Source organism: Endozoicomonas sp. G2_2, from assembly GCF_017744135.1.
In the GTDB taxonomy this organism is placed as follows: domain Bacteria; phylum Pseudomonadota; class Gammaproteobacteria; order Nevskiales; family Salinisphaeraceae; genus Salinisphaera.
In genome coordinates, this window is sequence record NZ_JAGHQU010000024.1 from 1 (window position 1) to 23,547 (window position 23,547).

At 60.3% G+C, this 23,547-nt stretch carries 26 protein-coding genes; 17 read left to right on the top strand and 9 right to left on the bottom strand.

Translation table 11 applies throughout. From position 1 onward, the window contains the following. Positions 1-178 precede the first annotated feature (178 nt). Together J7355_RS17330 and lnt are read right to left on the bottom strand one after the other, a co-directional pair. Complete coding sequence (locus J7355_RS17330) at positions 179-808, bottom strand: cation diffusion facilitator family transporter (protein WP_209064972.1); 630 nt, start codon at positions 806-808, stop codon at positions 179-181. 90 nt (positions 809-898) lie between these two features. Beyond that, the gene (gene lnt / locus J7355_RS17335) at positions 899-2,383 is read right to left on the bottom strand and encodes an apolipoprotein N-acyltransferase (protein ID WP_247740073.1); all 1,485 of its coding nucleotides are present in this window, start codon (positions 2,381-2,383) and stop codon (positions 899-901) included. Between the two features lie 148 nt (positions 2,384-2,531). On the opposite strand from lnt, the gene J7355_RS17340 reads away from it, so the two are divergent. The 6 genes from J7355_RS17340 (at position 2,532) to merA (ending at position 6,692) form a co-directional block, all read left to right on the top strand. Continuing rightward, positions 2,532-2,939, top strand: a complete 408-nt coding sequence (locus J7355_RS17340; RefSeq protein ID WP_209064974.1) for a helix-turn-helix domain-containing protein — start codon at positions 2,532-2,534, stop codon at positions 2,937-2,939. A 700-nt stretch (positions 2,940-3,639) separates the two neighbouring features. Continuing rightward, the gene (merR, locus tag J7355_RS17345) at positions 3,640-4,041 is read left to right on the top strand and encodes an Hg(II)-responsive transcriptional regulator (protein WP_209064976.1); all 402 of its coding nucleotides are present in this window, start codon (positions 3,640-3,642) and stop codon (positions 4,039-4,041) included. 88 nt (positions 4,042-4,129) lie between these two features. Next, a complete protein-coding gene (locus J7355_RS17350) occupies positions 4,130-4,492 on the top strand; it encodes a mercuric transporter MerT family protein (protein WP_209064978.1) in 363 nt (120 codons plus the stop codon). Positions 4,493-4,540: 48 nt separating this feature from the next. Further along, positions 4,541-4,804, top strand: a complete 264-nt coding sequence (locus J7355_RS17355; protein WP_209065022.1) for a cation transporter — start codon at positions 4,541-4,543, stop codon at positions 4,802-4,804. 6 nt (positions 4,805-4,810) lie between these two features. Continuing rightward, positions 4,811-5,023 (top strand): mercury resistance system transport protein MerF, encoded by a 213-nt coding sequence (merF, locus tag J7355_RS17360; RefSeq protein ID WP_209064980.1) that lies wholly within the window; start codon positions 4,811-4,813, stop codon positions 5,021-5,023. Positions 5,024-5,045: 22 nt separating this feature from the next. Beyond that, positions 5,046-6,692, top strand: coding sequence for a mercury(II) reductase (merA, locus tag J7355_RS17365; protein ID WP_209064983.1), 1,647 nt, complete (start codon positions 5,046-5,048; stop codon positions 6,690-6,692). A gap of 214 nt (positions 6,693-6,906) precedes the next feature. Here the strand turns inward: merA and J7355_RS17370 are convergent, their stop codons facing one another. Together J7355_RS17370 and J7355_RS17375 are read right to left on the bottom strand one after the other, a co-directional pair. Further along, positions 6,907-7,233 carry a YnfA family protein gene (locus J7355_RS17370; protein WP_209064985.1) on the bottom strand — a complete coding sequence of 109 codons (327 nt, stop codon included), beginning with the start codon at positions 7,231-7,233 and terminating at the stop codon, positions 6,907-6,909. 211 nt (positions 7,234-7,444) lie between these two features. Beyond that, the gene (locus tag J7355_RS17375) at positions 7,445-8,266 is read right to left on the bottom strand and encodes a sulfite exporter TauE/SafE family protein (RefSeq protein ID WP_209064986.1); all 822 of its coding nucleotides are present in this window, start codon (positions 8,264-8,266) and stop codon (positions 7,445-7,447) included. 120 nt (positions 8,267-8,386) lie between these two features. Here J7355_RS17375 and J7355_RS17380 point away from each other — a divergent pair, with 120 nt between their 5' ends. From J7355_RS17380 to J7355_RS17395, 4 genes are read left to right on the top strand one after another with little or no spacing between them, the layout of a single operon-like run. Further along, positions 8,387-9,049 carry a c-type cytochrome gene (locus tag J7355_RS17380; RefSeq protein WP_209064987.1) on the top strand — a complete coding sequence of 221 codons (663 nt, stop codon included), beginning with the start codon at positions 8,387-8,389 and terminating at the stop codon, positions 9,047-9,049. Positions 9,050-9,086: 37 nt separating this feature from the next. Continuing rightward, entirely contained in the window at positions 9,087-10,124 is a 1,038-nt protein-coding gene (locus J7355_RS17385; protein ID WP_209064988.1) for a c-type cytochrome, read from the top strand. A 31-nt stretch (positions 10,125-10,155) separates the two neighbouring features. Beyond that, on the top strand, positions 10,156-10,602 hold the full coding sequence (locus J7355_RS17390) for a sulfur transferase domain-containing protein (RefSeq protein WP_209064989.1): 447 nt from the start codon (positions 10,156-10,158) through the stop codon (positions 10,600-10,602). A gap of 9 nt (positions 10,603-10,611) precedes the next feature. Then, entirely contained in the window at positions 10,612-11,238 is a 627-nt protein-coding gene (locus J7355_RS17395) for a class I SAM-dependent methyltransferase (protein WP_209064990.1), read from the top strand. A 147-nt stretch (positions 11,239-11,385) separates the two neighbouring features. Here the strand turns inward: J7355_RS17395 and J7355_RS17400 are convergent, their stop codons facing one another. From J7355_RS17400 to J7355_RS17410, 3 genes are all read right to left on the bottom strand, one after another. Beyond that, the gene (locus tag J7355_RS17400; RefSeq protein ID WP_348523054.1) at positions 11,386-12,156 is read right to left on the bottom strand and encodes an OBAP family protein; all 771 of its coding nucleotides are present in this window, start codon (positions 12,154-12,156) and stop codon (positions 11,386-11,388) included. Between the two features lie 203 nt (positions 12,157-12,359). Continuing rightward, entirely contained in the window at positions 12,360-13,679 is a 1,320-nt protein-coding gene (locus J7355_RS17405) for a sensor histidine kinase (protein WP_209064991.1), read from the bottom strand. Next, entirely contained in the window at positions 13,676-14,362 is a 687-nt protein-coding gene (locus tag J7355_RS17410) for a response regulator (protein WP_209064992.1), read from the bottom strand. The genes J7355_RS17405 and J7355_RS17410 overlap by 4 nt, the downstream gene beginning before the upstream one ends. Before the next feature lie 80 nt (positions 14,363-14,442). Between J7355_RS17410 and J7355_RS17415 the strand changes: the two genes are divergently transcribed. The 7 genes from J7355_RS17415 to J7355_RS17445 all read left to right on the top strand — a co-directional run bounded on the left by J7355_RS17415 (position 14,443) and on the right by J7355_RS17445 (position 22,094). Continuing rightward, on the top strand, positions 14,443-15,003 hold the full coding sequence (locus tag J7355_RS17415; RefSeq protein WP_209064993.1) for a DUF2244 domain-containing protein: 561 nt from the start codon (positions 14,443-14,445) through the stop codon (positions 15,001-15,003). Between the two features lie 48 nt (positions 15,004-15,051). After that, on the top strand, positions 15,052-16,689 hold the full coding sequence (ctaD, locus tag J7355_RS17420) for a cytochrome c oxidase subunit I (protein WP_209064995.1): 1,638 nt from the start codon (positions 15,052-15,054) through the stop codon (positions 16,687-16,689). A 31-nt stretch (positions 16,690-16,720) separates the two neighbouring features. Beyond that, on the top strand, positions 16,721-17,614 hold the full coding sequence (cyoE, locus tag J7355_RS17425; protein WP_209064997.1) for a heme o synthase: 894 nt from the start codon (positions 16,721-16,723) through the stop codon (positions 17,612-17,614). Positions 17,615-17,670: 56 nt separating this feature from the next. Continuing rightward, a complete protein-coding gene (gene dsbD, locus J7355_RS17430; protein WP_209064999.1) occupies positions 17,671-19,536 on the top strand; it encodes a protein-disulfide reductase DsbD in 1,866 nt (621 codons plus the stop codon). Next, a complete protein-coding gene (locus tag J7355_RS17435) occupies positions 19,536-20,393 on the top strand; it encodes a TlpA disulfide reductase family protein (protein WP_209065001.1) in 858 nt (285 codons plus the stop codon). Before dsbD ends, J7355_RS17435 begins: the two co-directional genes overlap by 1 nt. Then, positions 20,390-21,184 carry a thiol:disulfide interchange protein DsbG gene (dsbG, locus tag J7355_RS17440; RefSeq protein WP_209065003.1) on the top strand — a complete coding sequence of 265 codons (795 nt, stop codon included), beginning with the start codon at positions 20,390-20,392 and terminating at the stop codon, positions 21,182-21,184. The genes J7355_RS17435 and dsbG overlap by 4 nt, the downstream gene beginning before the upstream one ends. 355 nt (positions 21,185-21,539) lie before the next feature. Continuing rightward, positions 21,540-22,094, top strand: a complete 555-nt coding sequence (locus J7355_RS17445; protein ID WP_209065004.1) for a DsrE family protein — start codon at positions 21,540-21,542, stop codon at positions 22,092-22,094. 18 nt (positions 22,095-22,112) lie between these two features. Here the strand turns inward: J7355_RS17445 and J7355_RS17450 are convergent, their stop codons facing one another. Further along, a complete protein-coding gene (locus J7355_RS17450; RefSeq protein WP_209065006.1) occupies positions 22,113-22,583 on the bottom strand; it encodes a Dps family protein in 471 nt (156 codons plus the stop codon). Between the two features lie 83 nt (positions 22,584-22,666). Next, positions 22,667-23,533, bottom strand: a complete 867-nt coding sequence (locus J7355_RS17455; RefSeq protein WP_209065008.1) for an MBL fold metallo-hydrolase — start codon at positions 23,531-23,533, stop codon at positions 22,667-22,669. Positions 23,534-23,547 lie beyond the last annotated feature (14 nt).

The window sequence follows — 23,547 nt, forward strand, 5'->3', positions numbered from 1 at the left end:
AGAACGACCGAAGAAAGAACTCAGCGGGCTGACGCCCGCTGACTACGCTGCGCGGATGGCCGCAGAAGCGGCCATTTAAACCCTGGGGCTCTGGATCGAAACGCTACTGAAACCGGGGTATGGTCGCGCAGACACAAGCTATGCTTCCTGTTTGCACCGCGCGAAGATATCGCCATGTTCAAGTGCTTTCCGAGGACGGTGATTCCTGAAGCTCGTCTCGCGTTTGGCGCGCGTCCTTCAGGATGCGGATACCGCCGCGTAACACGATAAAACCAACGACCAAACCGATAATGAGATCGGGGTACCGCGTGTCGAAGTAGTAGACCAGCGCGCCACCGACAATGACGCCGATATTGGCGATTACATCGTTGGCCGAAAATATCCAGCTCGCGCGCATGTGCACGTCGCCTTGTCGGTGGCGGGCGATGATAAGCAAACAGGTTGTGTTTGCCACGAGTGCCGCCGCGCCCATCAGCATCATGTAGCTGGGCTCGGGATTGCTGCCCATCAGGGTTCGCCGAACCACCTCACCCACGGCGAACAGCGCGAGCAGTATTTGCACGACGCCGCCGATGGAAGCGGCGCGCGCCTTGTGATGGGCGGCGCGCCCCACCGCATACAGCCCCGCAGAATAAACCGCTGCATCGGCGAAGTTGTCGAGCGAGTCGGCGATCAAGGCGGTCGAGCCGCCTAGCAAACCAATCCCGAACTCAGCTAGAAACATGACGCCGTTGATCGCCAACAGCCAGTAGAGCGCCTTTTGTTGGGCCTGGTCTTTGGCCTCGAATTCACAGCCGCAATCGGCCATCCCGTGTTCCCTCCACCAGCGCAATCATGCGCCAAACTCTGTTGGATATAAGACGACGATAAAACCTCTAGCGACTAAAGGGTCAAGCACTCAGCGAGACTGAATTTCGTTTGTCTTTTTTCCTACCCCAACGAGCACGACCAGTGCGATCCCGACGACAGCCAGCACCGGTTTGTCCTGCCAGCGGACGTAGGGCGTGGTCCCCGTACGCGGGGTGACCTCTGCCTGCAAAACAGTCGGCTCGAACTGAGGCGCGCGCGCCAGCAGTTGACCGTTGTGATCGATTACCGCCGTGAGCCCGGTATTGGTGGATCGGACAAGCGGGCGCCCAGTTTCAACGGCGCGCATTTGGGTAATTTGCAGGTGTTGATGCGGCCCTAGGGAGTCTCCGAACCACGCGTCGTTACTCAGATTGACCAACAACTGCGCGGTTGGGAGCAGGTCAGTAACTTCAGCGCCGAACACCACATCAAAGCAAATCAATGCGCCGATGGGCATGCCGGAGGCATATAGTAGTTGTGGCTGCTGGCCTGCCCTGAAGTCTTCAAGCGGTGCGCCCAGAATATTCAACCATGGGCCCACAAATCGACGCAGTGGGACGTATTCACCGAAGGGCACCAGATGCCGTTTGTAATAGAACTGACTTGGGCGAGCCAGGCTCACTGCAGAATTGTATGCTTCGCCCTGGCGTGTACGCATGGGGATACCCAGCATAAGGGTCGATCCGCGCTCGCCGAGGCGTACTTGAAGTCGGTCTAGATATTCAGAGGTTTGATCGAACCACGCCGGCACGGCGGTTTCCGGCCAGACTATAAGGTCCGTTCCAGCGTATGGCTGTGTCAGTGCCCTATAGCGCCTCAAAGTGAACGCCAGCGCTCCTGACTCCCATTTCCTGTCTTGTTCCACATTCCCCTGCACAAGCGCAATGGACAGTGGCTTGGCTACTACCGGCTCGGTCCATTCACGATCAAGCAATGAAATGCCAAGCAATAGCGCCACCAGTGCGCCGCTTGTGATTCCCAGGCGCCGCAAGCTCAAACGAAGAATCATCCACGCAAGGCCCCCCGCCATAACGGTCACCACAAAGCTCACGCCCAGCACGCCAAATACGGGTGCGATCGCGGCAAGCGGCGTGCCGATCTGGCTGTAACCTAAAAAAAGCCAAGGAAAACCGGTCAGGAACCAGAGCCGGACCCATTCGCTCAGTACCCATGCCGCTGGCAAACCAAACCATAGAGCAACGCCATTCATCCGGGCGGATAAGGTGCGCACGAGAAATACCACTGACCACGGGAACAAGGCCAAGAGGGCTACAAAGCCTACCGTGACGAGCAGGGCTGCTACGGGTCCGCTGCCATAGCGATTGATGCTGATAAACACCCATGAAACGCCTACACCGAAGTAACCCAACCCGAAGAAGTAGCTTGCCCACAGCGCAGCACGTTTTGGTAGACGCACGGCCAACAGGAATAGAACCGCCGGCGACAGCACGGCCAGCCAATACCAACCTAACGGCGCGAAAGCGAGCGGCAAAACGCCGCCAGCGAGCAACGCCAGACCATAGACCACGAGCATGATTGGGAGTGCTGAGACGTTGCGCGCCGACATGCGGTTGATCGAAGCTCGGTTGCACACAGGATATTCCTACGCTTTAGTTGCGAGCGTGCTGCAACAGCCACACACTAAGTCCTCGAGCTACTAGAGCTTCAAGCGCGAGAAGGTTATGAGGCAATCCGATCTACGGATTGGCGATCTCGCCCGACACACGGGCGTAGGTGTAGCCACGATTCGTTACTATGGCGACGTAGGCCTGCTACCGGAAGCAGGCCGTAGCGAGGGCGGCCAGCGCCACTACCGCCCTTCACATGTCGAACGGCTCATGTTCATCAAGCACTGCCGGGAACTGGGCTTCAGCCAAGACAATGTACGCATGCTGCTGACGCAAGCCGATCAGAGTGATGCCTCCTGTGAAGACGTCGCTCGACTCGCTAAAGAGCATCTCGAAGCCGTGCGTAAGAAGCTTACGGCCTTGCAGGCGTTGGAAATGTCGTTGGAGGATATGATTCATGCCTGCCGCGGTGGTCGAATCCAGAATTGCCGCATCATCGAAGCTTTAGCGGCCAATGAATAACGTTACCGATAGGCTGCGGGCGCGCGTCGCTGCTTAACGTACGATTTTCCCGTTTCGTGTTTTGACCCAAACAAAGTCGATGAACGGCGGAAAAGACAATCACGTTTTCATCAGATCGATTCTTTTCTAGTTTGTATTGTCGCTCGGCGACTTGGGTGGAGCCGTTCTTTTGCACAGAGGCGCCGCCGGTACGGCGCAGGCGCTAACCTACATCCGGCAGAGTGGCACTCGGCGGCGTTTCTCGGCGGCCGATAAAAGCGTCTCAAGACGTTTTTCAAGCACTCTCTACCGGGGCACGTCGGTTAGGGAACTCGGAATAGCTAATCGCGCGAGGCCGGCTATCGACCTAAAGTGGACCATCCCAGTCAGCGATCGGCACCCACGCCAAGCCTTTCAAAAATGACTTGACGGGCAGTCGTATCAGGCACCCTTAATTCGATGTGGTTTGATGCCCAGCGAAACAGGTGCTCGGCGGCGACGCTCGACAGGATTTGCTCATTCAGTGGATACAGTCGCCAATGGTTCAAACCGTATCGGTCACCCACTACAGGCAAGCATGAGCCTCCACCAAGATTTACCAGCACCGACTCGGCCCGGTTTGAACTTGCACCGCCCGCGACTGGATAGGCGCTGGTGACGGCGCATCGAGTATGTCTTGTTGCTACCGTATTTACGCGTGGCAAATTGAACCTGAAACGACATGGCTGAGACTGGACTAACGATCGGAAAACTCGCGGCGGCCGCCGGCGTAAATCTGCAAACTGTGCGCTATTACCAGCGACGCGGATTGATCGATCAGCCGCCCAAACCGTCCACTGGCTACCGTCGCTATCCGCGCGCGACCGTTGACCGCATTCGTTTCATCAAGCGCGCGCAGGGCTTGGGGTTCAGCCTTGACGAAATCGGCGACTTGCTGATTTTGGGTGACGGTCATTGCGATGACGTACGCCGCGTTGCGGAAAATCAGCGCGCGCTGGTGGCAGCCCGCATCGCCGATCTGGCCGCAATGCAAGACACGCTGGATGGGCTGATCGATCGCTGCCGGAACGCGCAAGTGTCCAATCATTGTCCGCTGATCGAGACGCTGTCCCGCCGCGACTGAAATAACTCAGCCAGCCCTTGACACGGTACCTGAGTACCGCGTTTAAGCTGCGCTTCGTCCGATTATCGAACCGGCACGGAGCCTTTTCATGAACGACCCCACGACCGCGACCGGTCGCACCACCTGGGCCCAGATCGGCGCCGTACTCGCCGCGGTCGGGGCTTCCCTGTGCTGTGTAGCGCCGGTGTTGTTGATATCGATTGGTGTCGGCGGCGCTTGGATGAGTTCGCTCACTGCACTGGAACCGTATCGGCCGATATTCGTCGTCATTACGCTGGCGCTGCTGATTTTTGCCGGTTGGCGGCTGTATCGCCGCGAGCCGAGTTGCGATTCCGATACAGCGTGCGCACGACCCGCGGTCAAGCGCCGTCAGCGCCTCATCTTCTGGCTGCTCGCATTACTCGTCACGGCACTGCTCACCTTTCCCTGGTACGCGCCGGCTTTTCTCTAAGGAACGATCGTCATGGTTCGAAAACAACGCATGATTCTAGTGGCCACCATGCTGCTGGTGGGCACGGTCTGGATACAAGGCGCTTTTGCGGCGGCTGAAAGGACCGTAACGCTTGCGGTGGGTCATATGACCTGCGCGACCTGTCCCTTTGTGGTGCGCAAGGCGCTCCAGCAGGTCGACGGCGTCGACACGGTGCGCGTGGACTACGAGTCCAAGACCGCCACGGTCGCCTTCGATCCGAAGATTGCTTCGGTCTCGGACTTAACCGCGGCCACGACCCGCGCTGGCTATCCGTCCGAGCCAACGGAGTAACACCACATGGGCCGCAATAAAAAGCTGTTCAGTGTGGGCATTGCAGGCACCGTCATCGCGGCGCTGTGCTGTTTCACGCCGGTGCTGGTGATCCTGTTCGGCGTCGTCGGTCTTTCTGCGCTGGTGGGCTATTTGGACTATGTGCTGCTGCCCGCGCTGGCCTTTTTCCTGGGGCTGACGATCTACGCCGTTTATCGGCGTAAGAAAATGGCCTGCTAAACCCGACCGATCCGGAACCCAAATGAAACGCATACTCGCTATTCACGGCATGACCTGCGCGCACTGCGCCCAAAGGGTCGAGGACGCGCTCAATGCACTTCCTAGCGCAAGCGCTGTGGTGTCCTATGCCGAGCGCCGTGCCGAAGTCCAGTTGGATGACGGCACAGATGAAACCACGCTGATCGAAGCGGTACAGGCCCAAGGCTACGATGCCCGCAACTGGGACGACGAATCTTCGCTTGCCCAGTCTTCACGGGTCGCGGGAGAAGACGAAAACCGCCATATCGCGATCATTGGCAGTGGCAGCGGCGCGTTTGCGGCTGCCATCCGCGCCGTTGAGGCAGGGGCGCGGGTGAGCATGATCGAGTCGGGCGACATCATTGGCGGCACCTGCGTCAATGTGGGCTGCGTGCCGTCCAAGATCCAGATTCGCGCCGCCGAACTGGCCCAGCACCAACGCCACAACCCGTTTGATGGGTTGGCAGATTGCAAGCCAACGATTAATAGGCCACGCCTGCAGCGCCAGCAGCAGTCCCGAGTCGAAGAACTACGCGCGGCCAAGTACCAGAAAATACTCGACGATAATCCATCGATTACGCTGCGCCGCGGGCGGGCCCACTTCGAAGATGCGCATACGCTAATTGTCACGGCACATGACGGGTCCGAAGATCGTTTGGTGACCGATCGCATTCTGATCGCTACCGGGGCTTCCCCAACGATCCCACCGATACCGGGCCTGGCCGACACGCCGTATTGGACGTCCGATGAGGCGGTTTTCAGTCCGGACACGCCCGAGCACATCATCGTCATCGGCGCCTCTGTCGTTGCCGTTGAACAGGCTCAAGCGTTCCGCCGTTTGGGTTCGAAGGTCACAGTCCTGGCCCGCAGTACGCTGCTATCCAGCGAAGACCCCGCGCTCGGCGAGGGCCTTGCCGCGGCCTTCCGCGCCGAAGGAATCGACGTACGCCAGCACAGCCAGGCGCGTTCCGTACATTTTGCGGCAGGGCAATTCACGCTCGACACCGACGACGGCCCGATCCAGGGCGACCGGCTGCTGGTGGCAACGGGCCGCTCCCCGAACACCCGCGATTTGGCACTAGACAAGATCGGGGTGGTGACCGATGAACGCGGTGCGATCAGGGTTGATGCCTCGCTATGTACCAGCGCCGAGCATATCTATGCCACTGGCGATTGTACGACGCTGCCCCAGTTCGTCTATGTGGCCGCCGCCGGCGGCACCCGCGCGGCCGTCAACATGACCGGCGGTCGAGCGCGGCTGGATCTGTCCGCCATGCCGGCAGTGATCTTCACCGATCCGCAGATCGCGACGGTGGGGTTGGATGAACGCCAAGCCCAAGCGCGCGGCCTCGAGATCGAGACCCGTTCTTTAGGGTTGGAACATGTACCACGTGCGCTTGCCAACTTCGAGACCCGCGGATTCGTCAAGCTGGTTGCCGAGGCGGCCAGCCATCGTCTACTCGGAGCTCAAATCTTGGCTCCCGAAGCCGGCGAGATGATTCAGGCCGCTGTATTGGCCGTCCACCACGGCATGACCGTTGAAGCCTTGGGCGATCTGTTGTTTCCTTATCTGGTTCACGTGGAAGCGCTCAAGCTCTGTGCCCAGACTTTTACCAAAGATGTCGAGCAGCTGTCCTGCTGTGCTGGGTGACTGTCGCCGTTAGCGATCGGTTGATCGATCGAGCCGTTGTTCGTCTACCTCTTTCAGTTCGGCGCGAGGCGAGCCTCGCAGCGCTGGATTCGCCATCAAGTCTTGGGGTATTTTCGCGTGACCCGATGTCTTTGATTGGGGCACCACCCAATACAGACCTCCAATGATCGGTTCACCTAGTTTGCCCCTGATGTATGCGATTCAAGCACAAACTTCACGTCGCATGCGGGGCCCACAGAATGATCGCTGCGCCGGCAAGACAAACCGCTCCGCCCAGGGCATCCCAGACGTCGGGCGCGTGCCCTTCTATAGCCCACATCCAAAGGATTGAAGCGACTATATATAGGCCTCCATAGGCAGCGTAAGCGCGTCCTGCTTGATCAGTGGGGCTGAGCGTTAATAACCAAGCGAACGCCGCCAGTGAAACCATGCCCGGAAAAAGCCATAGCGCACTATTCCCCGATCGGAGCCAAGACCAGAACGCGAAGCAGCCGGCGATCTCAGCAAGCGCAGCGCAGGTATAGACCACAAGTGTCGGCATGAGTGACCAGCAGATTTGCTTTTGGCGATGCAGTTTAACGCGAGCAAACCAGCACTGAGCGTTCACGAACTAGGCTGAACTGAAAAACGGTTCGAATCCCGAAGGCGTGTCATGTCGATGTGTTTGCGATAACAGCGCATTAGTGAGTTCGGAAGCTCCGTGAGCGTCTGCTTTTGGCCGCATGCGGCCATTGGTCAGTGTGATTCCTCAATTACGAGAACGTTTTGAATATCATGTAGCCGGCAGTGAGCAGCATGGCGATCGAAAAAACCAGCTGTAGCGACGGGCCAGCGATATAGCGTGACAACGTACGGCCCCCGATCATCCCCAAAACACCACCGAGTATGAATAAGCCGGTCAGTGCCCAGTCGATATCACGACCGGAAAAAACCGCTGATGTGAGTCCAGATAACCCAATAAGCGTAATCACCAAAAGGGAAGTTGCGACGGCTCTGTGAATTCCCATTTCGGTGATCATGATCAGCGCCGGTACGATTAGAAAGCCGCCACCCACGCCGAAAAAGCCGGAGAGGACACCGACGAGAACTCCGACGGCTACAAGCGCTGCGCTACATGGCGCGTTCAGCCGGAGTTGGCCATCGCGGCTGTAGTGACAAACGGTGCCCGGGTCGTCATGAGCGTCGGCGGCCGGCCTCGCCCGTACGACTTTCGAGTCATCACCCGCACGGCGCGCGCTTCGAAACATCCTTGTAGCCACGAGGATCATCACGCCAGCGAATAGCGCCGTAATCGTAGCTTCGTCAACCAGATCGCCCAGATAGACGCCGACCGGCGCAGTCGCAACTCCTGCCACTGCAAAGATGAGTCCTGCTCTGAGTTCGATTAACCCGCGCCAATAGGACTCTGCTGCCCCGAACGCCGCGGTAATTGCGACTGCGCCGAGCGATACCGCTATCGCAGCCTGCGCCGGTTCGCCGAGGCCGTAAATCAATAGCGGCACTGCGAAAATCGAACCGCCTCCGCCTGTCAGGCCAAGGGCAAGGCCTACCAGAACTCCGAAAATCACACTCATGGCGCTCATCCACCATCTGGATATCAATTCCGATAGAACTAATTGCTCTATCTTTATGCCTCGGTAGTATACAGATACGTGTAGGGGTACGATGGAATGGTCCAAGCGGAGGCTCTAACAATGGCAATACGTAAATGCACCCTTTCTGCGCTTGTGTGGCTTCTATCGGTCTCGCCTTGGGTACAGGCAAGTCCAAGCGATATAGCGAATCAAGGCCTCGGCGAGAACATCGCGCCCTGTAGTAGCTGCCATGGTGTGAATGGCGAAGGCAATGCGGCCGCCGGTTTCCCCCGCCTTGCCGGGCTCGGCGCGACCTATCTCAACTCGCAGCTCGACGCCTTTGCCAGCGGCGCGCGCGAGAATGCGGTCATGCAACCGATTGCTAGTGCATTGTCTACGGACCAGCGAAGCGCGATGGCCACCTATTACAGCCAGCTTCCAACAGAAGGCGCGCAGGCAAGCAAAGGACAATCGGATAACCCACCCGATACTGGCGCCGAGCTCGCGGAACATGGCCGTTGGGCGAACGATATTCCCGCGTGTGTCCAATGCCATGGCCCGGCGGGTGTGGGTGTGGGCGAGCACTTCCCCGCCCTCGCCGGCCAACCAGCAGCTTATCTCGAAGGTCAGTTGCGGGCCTGGCGCAATGGCAAGCGACCCGGCGGGCCCATGGGTTTGATGGCGTCGATCGCCGCTAAGTTGGACGAATCGGATATCAAGCCAGTCGCCCAATACTTCGCTGCGCAATCACCGGCACCCGCCAAGGGGCTAGATCATGAGTAATCGTATTCCGCTTTTAACGGTCGCGGTGTCGTTTGCCATGCTCGCCGCAGTTATTTTCTGGGTTGGCACGCGGGATCAGAGCGCGCCGACGCCAGCACAGGCAAAAACTGCGAACGCCGCTCCCGCAGCTAGAGGCGACACGACAGAGAGCGCCACGAAATCTGAGGACGTGGCTGTATCGGGTAACGCGGCGTCCGAGAGAAGCGAACCGCTTCCGGGCGCGGCGCAGCCCGGCGCTGCGAGTGCGGCTGACGATTTTGCCCCACCCGCACGCAGCGAGATCCCGGACGACGAGTTCGGCGCCATGGTTCGTAAAGGCCGCGACATCTTCACCGACACGCAGCAGCACGCCGATCAATTCGTCGGTAACGACCTGCAATGTGCCAATTGCCATCTAGACGAAGGCCGTCGGCCGGATTCCGCACCGCTCTGGGCGGCGTGGGCGATGTACCCCGCGTATCGTGGCAAGAACAAGCACGTCAACGATTTCGCCGAGCGTATCCAAGGCTGTTTTCGCTACAGCATGAACGGCACACCGCCGCCGCGCGGTGACGAGGTGCTCGTCGCGCTCGAGTCCTATGCCTATTGGCTGGCCAGCGGCGCGCCGGTTGCCAAGAATCTCCCGGGGCGCGGCTATTCCGAACTCGAGGCCCCCGAACAGCCACCAAGCTTCACACGCGGCAAACAGGTGTTCGCCGACCACTGCGCCCTGTGTCATGGCAGTGACGGGCAAGGTCAGCGAGCGGCGGACGGCAGTCTGGCGTTTCCGCCTCTGTGGGGACCGCGCTCCTACAACTGGGGCGCGGGCATGCATCGCGTGAACACCGCCGCCGGTTTCATCAAGGCCAACATGCCGCTGGGCGCGGCGACGCTATCCGATCAACAGGCTTGGGATGTGGCCCGATTTATCGATAGCCAAGAGCGCCCGCAGGATCCGCGTTTCACCGGATCGGTCAGCGAGACCGCGGAGCAATATCACGGCGAGCACTCGATGTACGGCCAGACCGTGAACGGCGTCGTGCTCGGTCAAGATGCCCCACCCTCGGGAACGGCCGCCAAGGTGAACCAGCCGTGACCAATCGCGCATTCGAACCGAAGGAGACCCCATGACCGATTACGCTTCGAACATAGCCAATGCCCACCCGCTTGAGAACAACGTGGTCGCAGCCGGCCAGCCGTCAGCGGCACAGCTGAAAGAAGCGTTGGCTGGCGGTGTGCGAACCGTCGTCAATCTGCGGCCCGCCGGCGAATTCGATGAGTTCGATGAAGCCGCGCTGATAGCCGAAGCAGGAATGCATTACGTTCATATTCCTGTCGCCGGCCCCGAGGACATCAACGACGCGAGTGCGCGCACGCTTGACGCAGCACTCGCAGAGGATCAGCGCCCGGCAATCGTGCATTGCGGGAGCTCGAACCGCGTGGGCGGGCTTATGGCCTATCGTGCACGCTACCTTCAGGGTAAAAACGCGGACGAAGCGCTTCAGGTCGGCTTGGATGCGGGCCTAAACCCCGAGTCGCCCCTGTTCGCCGCGATACAAAAGAAACTCGACTGAGTCTGCCGCATGGGTCTGTATAACCGCTATATCCTGCCGCACGTGCTTGATTGCGCGTGCGGCCTGCCTGCCGTAGAGCGTGAACGCGCGCGTCTGGTTCCTCAGGCGCGCGGGCGTGTGCTCGAAATCGGTATCGGGACCGGCCGTAACCTGCCCCACTACAACCCAGCGAACGTGGATACGATCGTCGGGCTTGATCCCGCGGCTGAAATGCATCCGCGTGCGCGGCGACGGCTGTCCGAAACGCGCCTATCCGTATCGCTAATGGCCGTTAGCGCCGAACAGATACCGGCCGAAGACGACCATTTCGACACCGTGCTAGTGACTTATAGTCTGTGTAGTATTCCCGATCCGTTCTTAGCCCTGCGCGAAATGCGCCGCGTGCTCAAACCGAACGGCACGATGCTGTTCTGCGAACACGGCCGCTCGCCGGAGGCGAAAGTGGCGCGTTGGCAGCAGCGCCTTACGCCGGCGTGGCGGCATATTGCAGGCGGTTGTCACCTGGATCGCAACGTACCCGAGTTACTGACCGACGCAGGCTTTTCCATAGACACGCTCGACTCCGGCTATATTCAGGGGCCGAAACCACTCACTTGGCACTTCCGTGGGCTCGCTAGCAAACACCCCGCCAAATAAGCGCTATTTGGATACAAACGTTGCGCCCTGGCGATACGAGGTCACGCGTTGCACGGGAATAAAGTCCCCGCTCCCCAACCGTAAGGCTTCGACAGGCACCCGAAAATGATCGAGGGCCTAAGGCTCAGCCCCTCGCTCTGCATGCATTCACTGCGATTGCACGTTTGACGACTTATCTTCGACACCCGGAATCGCCTGGGTGCCTCGCGGAAACTGCCCTTTGAGCACATCCACGCCCTGCTGCGGTTTCGCCAAAGGCAGCAGATCCTGCCGATTCCGCCGACGGTCGGCCGTATCGATATTCATTCGCTTATCACGATCCTCGACCAACCCAGGTTTGGGCTCACCGAAGCGGTTGAACGACCACGCCAGAGACGGTTCGCCTAAGGGTAATCGCACCTTTCCTTCAGCACTACGTGTTGTATTCCAGGTATGCCAGGTTTTGCCGTAGCTGTTCATCTTCTCCTTCATCAGCTCGTGGTCAGCCGCTTCGGGAAGATTGGGCGCGACAAGCTGGCCCGAAAGAATTTCACCGTTATGCGGATGCCAGTACTGCTTTTCCTTCTCCGGTAGCCGCTTGAACAGTTTTTCGGAAATTATGTATTCGATACCCGTCATGTTCGCGTGGGACGTATTACCGTCATAGAGCGAGCATTGTGCGAAATCTTCGTTCACCTGCTGGCAAAAGTGATGCGCCTCAAACTGCTCTTCTGGTTTGTTCTTCATCGGGTGGAACCCGACCAGATAAATATCGAGTTGATCCGTCGGCGCATCGGTCTGTAACGCGTCTGCACCGGCCTCGAGCACGTTCGTTTTCATGCTGTCGGGACTGCCATCGACTTCCGCAGCGGGCCCAGTACGTCCCATACCTGTGCAACCGGCCAGTAAAATCGTGCTCAGCGCCGCAACGCCCACCACGTCAGGCAATGCCGAACTCCTCACTACTATCTCCTAGATGCCTCTATGTTACGCAGACCCAACATAAGGTCTTGCCGTTAAGGACTGTATCCGGGAAAACCCTGCGCCTCCTATTCTGAGACGCCACTTTGAACGACTAGATCGGTTCTCGATATACGATGCATTTGGTGAGGACATCGGCTTGCGTCATCGGCCGGTCACGTCTAAGACGGTGCCGCTCGGGGCCAGGAAAGACGCACCGCCAAGCCGCCGCCGGGACGTGGCTCGAAGGCGAGCTCGCCGGCAAAGCGCTGGGCAATCGCGGCAGCAATGGTTAGTCCCAAACCGCTGCCGGCGCCCGCGCGCGACGCCTCGCCACGCCAGAAGCGCTGGGTCAGGGGTTGCGTGTCACGATCGGCAGGCCAATCACCCTGATCGCAAACGACGAACGTCACGCGCGCCGCTTTGACTTCAATAGCCAGCGAGACCTCACGATCGGCTCGCGTATGCCGCAGCGCGTTATCGAGCAGATTGCGCAGAGCGGCAGTGGCGAGCGCCTTGGGCACCGCAACGGGTATCGCCACACCATTCTCATGAATCCCGACGCGTCCGCCGTTCGGCAGATCAGCCAACGCTGCGGTTGCGATCGCCGAACTTGTCGCCTGCGCCATATCGAAATGCGACTCGCCAGCCTCGACCCGTGCGAGCAGTAACAATTGCTCGAGCGTGCGCTGCAGCCGCGCGATACCCGCCTCGGCCTGTGCGAGCGCGGCGTACGCCTCATTTCCGTCGAGCCGTTTGGCAAGCTGAACATGGGTCTTGATTGCTGTCAGCGGAGTGCGCAGTTCGTGTGCGGCATCGCTGGTGAAACGCTGTTCGCGGGCGAGCGTCTCGCCGGTTCGGACGAGCAGCTGGTTGAGCGTATCGACCGCAGGTCGGAGCTCTTTAGGCGCATCGTCGATTTCGACTGGTATGAGTGTATCCGGCGCTCGTCGGGACAGTTCGCCACGCAAACGCTCGAGCGGGCGGAGTCCGCGTCTTATACCGAACCAGAGCACTACCAGGCTGCCGAGCAGTGCTACGGCAAACGGCACAGCTGCGACCGCGATCACGTTGCGTTGGAGGGCGCTACGCTCGACGAGTCGGTCAGCGGTCGTGATATGCACGCCGTTCTGAACGTAGGTGAACAAGCGCCAGCGTTCGCCGTCGATATCGCGGTCGGTGAAACCGGGTGCCGGCGACTCGAGGCCATCGTCGAATTGGCCGTGGGTGCGCATCAGAACGCGTCCGCTCGGCGCATTGATCTGACACGCTACGCCAGCGCTGCTCGGTACCGAAAGAACAGGGTCGCCCGTATTTTGCCAGGCCGAGTCGGGCAACTGGGCGACCAGGCCCGCCACCATCCGGGCGGAAGCAGCCAGACGCTGGTCCAATGTATCGCGCACCTGATCTTGCAAGTCGCTATATAGCCAGACGGCAACGAGCCCCCACAGGGCCGCAAAGGACAGGCCCAGCGTTAATAAAAGACGCCAGCGTAGACTCAAGGCCTGCTCCGCTTACCGATGTCCGAAGCGTTACCCAACCGATAACCCAAGCCCCGCACCGTGCGCACGAGGCCAGCGCCTAGCTTTCGCCGCAGATGATAGATATGGACGTTGATCGCATTACTTTCGACCTCGGCCTCAATACCGTAGAGGGCATCCTTAAGTTGCTCAGCGGTAAGAATTGATCGCCGGGCATGCAGAAGCTTGGACAGGAGCGCATATTCGCGGCGGGTGAGTTCAACCTCCCGCTCCTCGCAATACACTGTTTGCGTCGTGGGATCGAGGGTGATTGGACCATGCTCGACAATCGGTCCGGCGTGGCCCCCTGCCCGCCTTAGCAGTGCCTGTACTCTCGCGATAAGTTCATCGAGATCGAAGGGCTTCAGTAAATAATCATCTGCACCCGCTTGCAGCCCGGTTACACGATCCGCCAGACCATCACGCGCTGTCAGGACTAGCACTGGGAGCGCGACACCGCGCTTGCGCCAATCCCTTAATAACGCGACGCCGTCCATATCCGGTAAACCGAGATCGAGTATGGCGATATCGCTCGCCACCGCACTCAAAGCTAACCGCGCCTCTTCCCCACTTGTCGCCCAATCGACCGTGTACCCAACGGTTTCGAGCGCAGAACGAATACCGGCCCCGACTAGCGCATCGTCTTCGATTAGAAGTATATGCATTCAGTAGTTCTTTCTTGCGTACTTGGGATGATCCCGAAGCCGATGAAGTGAGGATTAACCGCGGGCAAAGGTTTGCCTGCATGACCATTGTTTATATACCCGTACGGGTATATGTTATTGAACACGAGCCATATTGCCATAGAAGCCAGATCGCTATGGTCGACGCAATATCCAACACGCCCACCCGTCGTCTCGTCATCGCCCCGAATGCATCGCTGACGAGAGCACAGGCACAGTGGTGCTTCTTAGCCATGTGCGGCGTTTCTTTCTCTGTCGCTCTGTTTTTTATGACGTTAGGGCTCTGGCCAGTTCTGCCCTTCGCCGGCCTCGAGATGGCGGCCCTCGGCACCGCTCTCTATGCGAGCGTTAAAGCGAACAGCTACCGGGAAATCGTGTCGATCACCGACGAACGTATTGAGATCGTCGCGGGTACTGCTAAGCCCGAGCGCCAATGGGAATTTCCGCGTCTACTCACACAAGTTCGGCTTTCCAGCAGTGTTCATCGAAATGGCCGGTCGCGCCTTCTCGTAACACGCCACGGGCACGGCTGCGAGATCGGGGCCCTCCTGACTGAAGAGGAACGGGCTGAGGTGGCCGAACGGCTAAAGGAGTGGGTTACCGCTCGCTCGATCGAATCTTAGTCACGGAGTAACGAGCTAAGTCGGGCGCTACGAATTGGAGAGTTTGTGATGAGTACTGTCAATCCGACCGATACCCACGACCACCACGGTCATGACGATCACCACCACGGGCCGGTGACGCTGGCCGATGGCGTATGGCCGTGGATGAAACGCTGGATCGGCACCACGAACCATAAGGATCTGGGCACGCTGTACCTGATCTTTTCGCTGACCATGCTGTTCATCGGCGGCGTGATGTCGCTGATAATCCGAGCCGAGCTGTTCGCGCCGGGCATCCAGTTTGTCGATCCCGGCTTCTATAACGAGATGATCACGCTGCACGCGCTGGTGATGATCTTTGGCGGCGTCATGCCGGCGTTCGTGGGGCTTGCGAACTGGATGGTGCCGATGATGATCGGTTGTTCCGATCTTGCGCTGCCGCGCGTGAACAACTGGGGTTTCTGGATCCTGCCGTTCGCGTTCTCGATGCTGCTGGGCACGCTGTTCGTTTCCGGTGGTGCGCCGGCTTCGGGCTGGACCATGTATCCGCCGCTGGTCATGCAGACCGGTAACGCGCTGCCGCTGATGGTGTTTGCCATCCATCTGGCCGGCATCTCGTCGATCACGGGCGCGATCAACATCGTGGTCACGATCCTGAACATGCGCGCCCCGGACATGCCGCTGCTCAAGATGCCGCTGTTCGTGTGGACCTGGCTGATTACGGCCTATCTGCTGATCGCGGTCATGCCCGTGCTTGCCGGTGCAGTGACCATGCTGCTGACCGACCACTTCTTCGGCACGACCTTCTTCGATGCCGCGGGTGGTGGCGACCCGGTCCTGTTCCAGCACATCTTCTGGTTTTTCGGGCATCCGGAGGTCTACATCATGATTTTGCCGGCCTTCGGCATCGTGTCGACCATCATCCCGACGTTCGCCCGCAAGGCGCTGTTCGGGCATGACTCGATGGTCTACGCCGTGGCCTCGATTGCGTTCCTTAGCTTCATCGTGTGGGCGCATCACATGTTTACCGTGGGCATGCCGGTCTCCGCCGAGTTGTTCTTCATGTTCGCGACCATGCTCATCGCCGTGCCGACAGGCGTGAAGGTGTTCAACTGGGTTGCAACCATGTGGCGTGGCTCGATGACCTTCGAGACGCCGATGCTGTTCGCGCTCGGTTTCGTAGTGCTGTTCACCATCGGTGGCTTTTCGGGCCTGATGCTGGCGCTCACCCCGGTCGACTTCCAGTATCACGATTCCTACTTCGTGGTCGCGCACTTCCACTATGTGCTGGTGCCGGGCGCGATCTTCTCGATCATCGCAGCCATCTACTACTGGATTCCGAAGTGGACCGGCGTGATGTACAACGAGAAGCTCGGCCAGTTCCATTTCTGGTGGAGTGCGGTCTGGATCAACGTACTGTTCTTCCCGCAGCACTTCCTGGGTCTGGCCGGCATGCCGCGTCGTATCCCGGATTACGCGGTGCAGTTCACCGATTTCAACATGATCTCGTCGCTGGGCGCACTGCTGTTCTTCCTCGGGCAGTTCGTGTTCATCTACAACATGATCATGTGCATGCGCGGTGCCGGGAAGAAGGCGACCGGACGTGTATGGGAAGGCGCACGAGGTTTGGAATGGACAGTGGCATCGCCCGCGCCGTACCACACCTTCGAGCAGCCGCCGAAGATCGACCCGCGTGAACTGGCGTAGCGCGCTATTCTTCGTGCGCATCGATTCAATAATGCGCATGCCTACGCGTCTTACTGATTACTACGAGCTGTGCAAGCCGCGCGTGGTGCTTCTGATCGTGTTCACCGCGATGGTGGGCATGTTTCTGGCCACGCCCGGTATGGTGCCGATCGATGCACTTCTTTTCGGCACGCTCGGCATCGGGCTGATGGCAGCTTCCGCCGCCGCGGTTAACCAGATGCTCGATCGCAAGGCCGATCAGCGCATGGCGCGTACCCGCAAGCGCCCGTTGGTCACTGGCCATCTGGACATGGTGCAGTCGGCGCGTTTTGCCGCCGCCATCGGCCTGATCGGCATGGCGATCCTGCTCTGGCTGGTCAACCCACTGACCGCCTGGCTAACGCTGGTCACGCTGGTCGGCTATGCCGGCGTCTATACCGTCTATCTCAAGCGTGCGACGCCACAGAACATCGTCATTGGCGGTGCGGCAGGGGCGGCTCCGCCGGTGCTCGGATGGGTCGCCGTCACCGGAACAGTCGACGTGCACGCGTTGATCCTGTTCCTGATTATCTTCATCTGGACGCCACCGCATTTCTGGGCGCTAGCGATCGAGCGCCATCGCGAATATGCGGAGGTCGATATTCCGATGTTGCCGGTTACCCACGGGCTCGAGTACACCCGTACCCAGGTGCTGCTCTATACGGTGCTGCTGTTCATCGTGTCGCTGCTGCCGTTCGCGACCGGCATGAGCGGACCGTTGTATCTGATCAGCGCGATCGGCCTGTCCGGCTGGTTCCTGATCTACGCGATCCGGCTGAAATACGCGCCGAAGCCGGGGCTGGCGATGCGCACCTTCGGCTATTCGATCTTCTACCTGATGGCACTGTTCACGGCATTGCTGGTGGATCATCACCTAGCGCCGTTGCTGATGCGAGAGGCTTTTTAATCCTGACTTAACCGCGGTCCTTATCTTGTGCATCAGTGCAGACAGGAGCGCGTTAGATGACTCTTTTCCCGTATCGTCGGCTGGCCATTGTGGTCTTGATTTTGTTGTGCGGTCCCAGTGCGCTGGCCGCCGGTACGGCTTCGTCAAACGATTTCCTTTCCGTGGGCGAGGCCTTTACTTATGACGTCTCGGTCAACGCGGACGACACGCTGACCGTAAGCTGGACGATCGCTGACGGCTACTATTTGTATCGGCATCAATTCGATTTTGCCGGCAAACCGGCACCTGTGGCCGCCGTCGAGATGCCGCACGGCCAGCCCATCGAGGACGAATTCTTCGGCAAATCCGAGGTATATCACGACTCGGTCGCGGTCCGCGTCGACCCCGGTAACGCTCAAACCGTCGAACTGACCTGGCAGGGCTGTGCGGAGGCCGGCCTATGCTATCCACCGCAGCGCGCAACGCTGGATTTGGCCGACTACAACTTGGGCGGCGGCACGGCCGCCCCCGTGGACTCGAACGACGAAGGCGCCGGCACTACGACGGCGCAAGCCAAAGCCGGGAAATCCGACGCCCTCGGCGAGGATCAGTCGTTGGCCGCGCAGCTGTCAGACAGCAACACGGCCTGGGTGCTACTGGTGTTCTTCGGGCTCGGGCTGCTGCTGGTATTCACACCCTGCGTACTGCCCATGGTTCCAATCCTGACCAGCCTGATCGTGGGCAGCGGCGCGCGCGGCCGGCGCGGCCTGACTCTGTCGCTGGCCTATGTGCTGCCGATGGCGTTGACCTATGCCCTACTCGGCGTCGCCGCGGCGCTGGCCGGTGCCAACTTGCAGGCCGCACTTCAGACTCCCTGGGTGCTGGGCGCATTCGCGCTCGTGTTCGTGGCACTCGCGCTGGCGATGTTCGGCGTCTACGAGTTGCAGCTGCCGGCGGCCCTGCGTAACCGGCTGGATCGCGCCAGCAGCGCCCAGCGCGGCGGCAGCCTCGGCGGCGCGGCGGTCATGGGCGCACTATCGGCGCTGATCGTCGGCCCGTGTATGACCGCGCCGCTGGCCGGGGCGCTGCTGTTCATCGCCGAATCCGGCGACGTGCTAATCGGCGGCAGCGCGCTGTTCGCGCTCGGCCTGGGCATGGGCGCGCCGCTGGTCCTCGCCGGCAGCCTCGGGGCCCGATTCCTGCCACGCCCGGGGCCGTGGATGAACGGCGTGAAGGCGGTGTTCGGTTTCGTCCTGCTGGGCATGGCGCTGTGGTTCGTCGCCCGCGTGACGCCCGCCCCCTGGATGCTCGGACTGTGGGGCGCGTGGCTGCTCGCCATCGGCACCACGCTCTATCAGGTCGCGCTGCGCGCCGCCCAGGCGACGCTACCGCTAGCGATGATCGCGCGCGTAGCCGGCCTTCTGATCGGCCTCTGGGGCGCGCTGCTGGTGATCGGCGCCGCCGGTGGCGCCAGCGATCCGATGCGGCCGCTGGCCTTTGCCGGCGCGCCCGCGAACACGACCGACGCGGGCGGCGAAGCCGGTGCGCAGACAGACGACTTCATGGCCCGTTTCGAGCCCGTGTCCGATCTCGACGCTCTTGATGCGCAAGTGGCCAAGGCCGGCGAAAACGGCCGCTGGACGGTCGTGGATTTCTACGCCGACTGGTGTATCTCGTGCAAGGTGATCGAATCCGAAGTCTTCGGCGACGCCCGCGTACAGGCGGCACTGGACGACGTGCAGCTGCTGCGCCCGGACGTGACCGACAACGACGCCGCCGACCGCGCGCTGATGGGCCACTACGGCGTCGTCGGCCCACCCACCCTGCTGCTGATCGGCCCGGACGGCGAAGAGGCCCGCAGCGCGCGCATCGTCGGCGAGCTGGACGCCGAGGCCTTCCTCGATCACCTCGAGCGCGCACGTGACGACTTGGAGAATTCCTGATGCTGTCCTTCAACCTCGGCCCGCTGGCGATCTCGGTCGCCCATGCCCTGATGCTGTTCGCGCTGGCCACAGCGCTGGTGGTCGGCAAGATCGCCGCGCGCCGGCGCGACGTGCCCATCACCGACACGCTGTTCAACCTGGCGCTGGCCGGCGCGGTGGCGGCCCGCATTGTGTTCGTGGGCCGTTACTTCGGCGAATACCGATCGGCGCCGCTGGGTATTATCGACATCCGGGACGGCGGTTTCGATGCAATCGGCGGGCTACTCGGCATGGCCATCTATGCAAGCTTCGTGGTCTGGCGCCGGCCGCTGCTGCGCGCACCGCTGGCCGCCGCGCTGGTCGCCGGCGGCCTCGCCTGGGGGCTGACCGGCGGCGCGCTCACCCTGATCGAACAGCAGGCGGCGAGCCTGCCCGAGGCACGGCTGCAGACGCTGGATGGCCGCGCCACCGATCTCGCTACGCTACAGGCCGAAGCCGAGAGCCGGCCGATGGTGGTCAATCTATGGGCGACCTGGTGTCCGCCCTGCCGTGCGGAGATGCCCGTCCTCGAGGCCGCCCAGAACGAGCGCGATGATGTGCTGTTCGTGTTCGCGAACCAAGCCGAGGCAACGCCCACCATCCAGAGTTTCCTCGACAGCCAGGATCTACACATCGAACACGTGCTGCGCGATTCGGGCGGGCATCTGGCCAAGCAGGCCGGCTCAGCCGCATTGCCTACGACACTGTTCTACGACGGCGACGGGCGTTTGGTCGACAGCCATCTGGGCCAGCTGTCGCGCGCGACTCTCACCGCCGCTCTCGAACGTTTCGACACGGCGCCCACTGCTTCTTCTCACGATGATGAGGAACAACCATGACCAGAACCGCACGACTATCTCTAATCCTGACGATCACCGCTACCGCCATCGGCATGTACGCGCTGGTCGCATGGGCCGCCCCCGAAGAAGAATCCGATTCACCGGCGCCCGTGGCGGCGATGGAGGATCGTGGAATGAATATTCTCGGCTCTTTCGATGCCCCAAGCGGGCTGACCGGATACGCCGCTACCGTCCAGGGCCGGCCAATGGCGATTTATGTAACGGAGGACGGCAAGCATGCAGTACTCGGCACGCTAGTCGACGAACAGGGCAACAATCTGACGGCCGACCCTCTGGAGCGTATATCGTCGGGACCGCAGAACAAGAAGGCTTGGGACCAGTTGGAAGACGCCACTTGGGTCCGTGATGGTGACGCCGACGCGCCCCGTATCGTCTACGAGATCACCGATCCGAACTGCCCTTACTGCAACGAGTTCTGGCAGACAGCACGCCCCTGGGTGGAAGCGGGTGACGTCCAGATCCGCCACGTCATGGTCGGTATTCTCAAAGCCGACAGCGTGCCGAAGGCCGCCACGATCGTCGGCGCTGATGATCCGGAGGCTGCACTGGAACGCCAGGAGCGCAACTACGCCAGCGGCGGTATCGAAGTCACCGAGAATATTTCGGACGCCGCTCGCGACAAGGTCCAGGACAACAACGCCCTCATGGAGGCCTTGGGCTATTTCGCCACGCCGACGATTCTCTATCGCAAGACCAACGGGGATATCGGACTCAAACAGGGCATGCCACGCGGCGACGACGTAGAGAAGATTCTGGGACCCAAACCCTGATCAGGGCGTTCAGCGCGGCAATCGTGGTCATCGAGGCATCTTCAGCTGACGCGTTGCACCTGCCAACGGCAGTCACGGCGCAGCAAAAAGCCATTCCTGCGTTGGGTGAGCGAATCGATGATCCCACTGCTACCGACGCAAATACGACCACGTCGGCTAAGGCCACCGTCGTTCGAATTCTCGAGCGCCGCCTAACGTTCGAACGAAGACTGGCTGGTTTGGAGTCGCATGGGTGGCCGTATCAACCGATATCCGGCACACCCGGACTGACATTGACCCAGAGCCTTGGGAGGCACTGGATCGAGCGCACCCAGCCCAGTGTTCAACCATTCAGTAACGCATAAAGGAGCTCGTTATGACCCCAATGTTTCGTACAACTCTCATCATCTTGAGTGTCGCATTGGCTAGTGTTGGCCCCGCCTTGGCCGCAGGGGGCGACTGGCGCTACCCGGCCATCGAAGGCTATGGCGGCATCAAACCACTCCCCGAAGCAGCCAATCAGCCCTCAGTCAAGGCCGAGCACAAAGCCGTATTCGATGTGACCAAAGCAGCGAAGAGCCCCGACCAGCTGAACCCGGGCTTGGAACGCGTCGCACGGGCCGTGAACGTGTTCGCATCGGCCGGCGTGCCCGCTGAAAAGCTCGACTTCGTGGTTGTGGTTCACGGGCCAGCGACACCCGGTATTCTGAATGACGCCCAATACGAGAAGCAGTTCGGACAGGCCAACCCCAACACCGCGCTGATCGCCGCCCTACGCAAGGCGGGCGTTACCCTGCACGTCTGCGGCCAGGCGCTCGCCAAGCATGCGTTCGATCAGTCATGGGTCAACAATGAGGTCGATGTTGCATTGTCGGCGCTCAGCGATCTGGTGATCTTTCAAAGTCGCGGCTACGCTGTCGTGCCCCAGTAAGAATGTTCGTGCGCTCTCTTAGCTAGCCATCGCCCGCAACATCCAAGCCGTCTTCTCATGCACGCGCATACGATCAGAGACAAGAGCCGCCGAAGACTCGTCACCGGCATGCTGCGCGCGTTGCAGTACATCCCGGCATGTCATCACGACCTTTTCATGTCCCGCACCTAGAACCTCGACCATACGATCTGCATTAGGCACGTCTTCGACCTCGGAGATCGAGCTCAAAGTCGAGAACTGGCGATATGTACCCGGCGCGACCTGATCGAGCGAGCGTATGCGCTCCGCGATCTCGTCCACGGCCGCAGCCAACTCCGTGTACTGCTCCTCGAACATAAGATGCAACTCGCGAAAGCGCGGGCCGGTCAGGTTCCAATGGAAGTTATGCGTTTGCAGATACAACGTATAAGAATCAGCGAGCAATTTTTTCAAACCTTCGCCGGTGTTCATCCGACCTGCTTCATCTATCCCGGTGTTAATCGAGCTCATATCGTTCTCCAGATGCTGAATTAGTAGGCGTGCGACTTGCTCCGGCTCGTCGGTGAGGAACGTTGCGCATTGCCTCGCTCTCTTTAGAAAGCGTTCACTGGGATCTTCAGGTACGCGGTGCCGTTATTCTCCGGCGTAGGGAGGCGCCCTCCCCGCGTATTGATCTGAAGCGCGGCGAGCATGAGCGCGGGCAGCGGTAGTTCCGCATCACGCTTGTTTCGCAAGGCCGTATACGCGGATTCGTCCATGTTCTGCAGATGCGGGTTACGCTCCCGCTGTTCGCCCACCGTGGACTCCCAGCGCGGTTCTCGCCCATCCGGCATGTAGTCATGACCGGTGAAAAGGCGAGTCTCGTCCGGCAACTCAAGAATGGCCTGGATCGAGCGATAGAGTGTGGCTGCATCGCCGCCTGGGAAATCTGCTCGTGCGGTACCGAAGTCGGGCTGGAACAGCGTGTCGTGCACGAACGCGGCATCGCCAATCACGCAGGTGATCGAGGCCAGGGTATGACCCGGCGAATACATTACCCTCGCCTCAAGCTCGCCGACAGTGAACGTGTCGCCATCGCCAAAAAGCCGATCCCACTGGTGTCCGTCAGTTTTGAAGTCGTCACCGAAGTTGTAGATCTTCTTCCAGAGCTTTTGGACGTCGATGACGTGCTCGCCGATCGCGCGCGGCGCGTCGAAAAGCCCCTGAAGATAGATCGCTGCCGAGAGATGGTCCGCATGCGGATGTGTGTCCAGAATCCAGTCGACCGTGAGCCCGCGCGACTGCACGAACGCCGCGATCTCATCGGCGGATTCCGTGCTCGTGCTCGCCGATTTCTCGTCGTAGTTCAGTACCGGGTCGATGATCGCACAGCGTTTGCTGACTGTATCGACACAGACGTACTGAACGCTGAAAGTCTTTTCGTCGAAGAATCCGACGACTTCCGGAGTGCCGCTCGCCATGGTTGTCTTCCTTC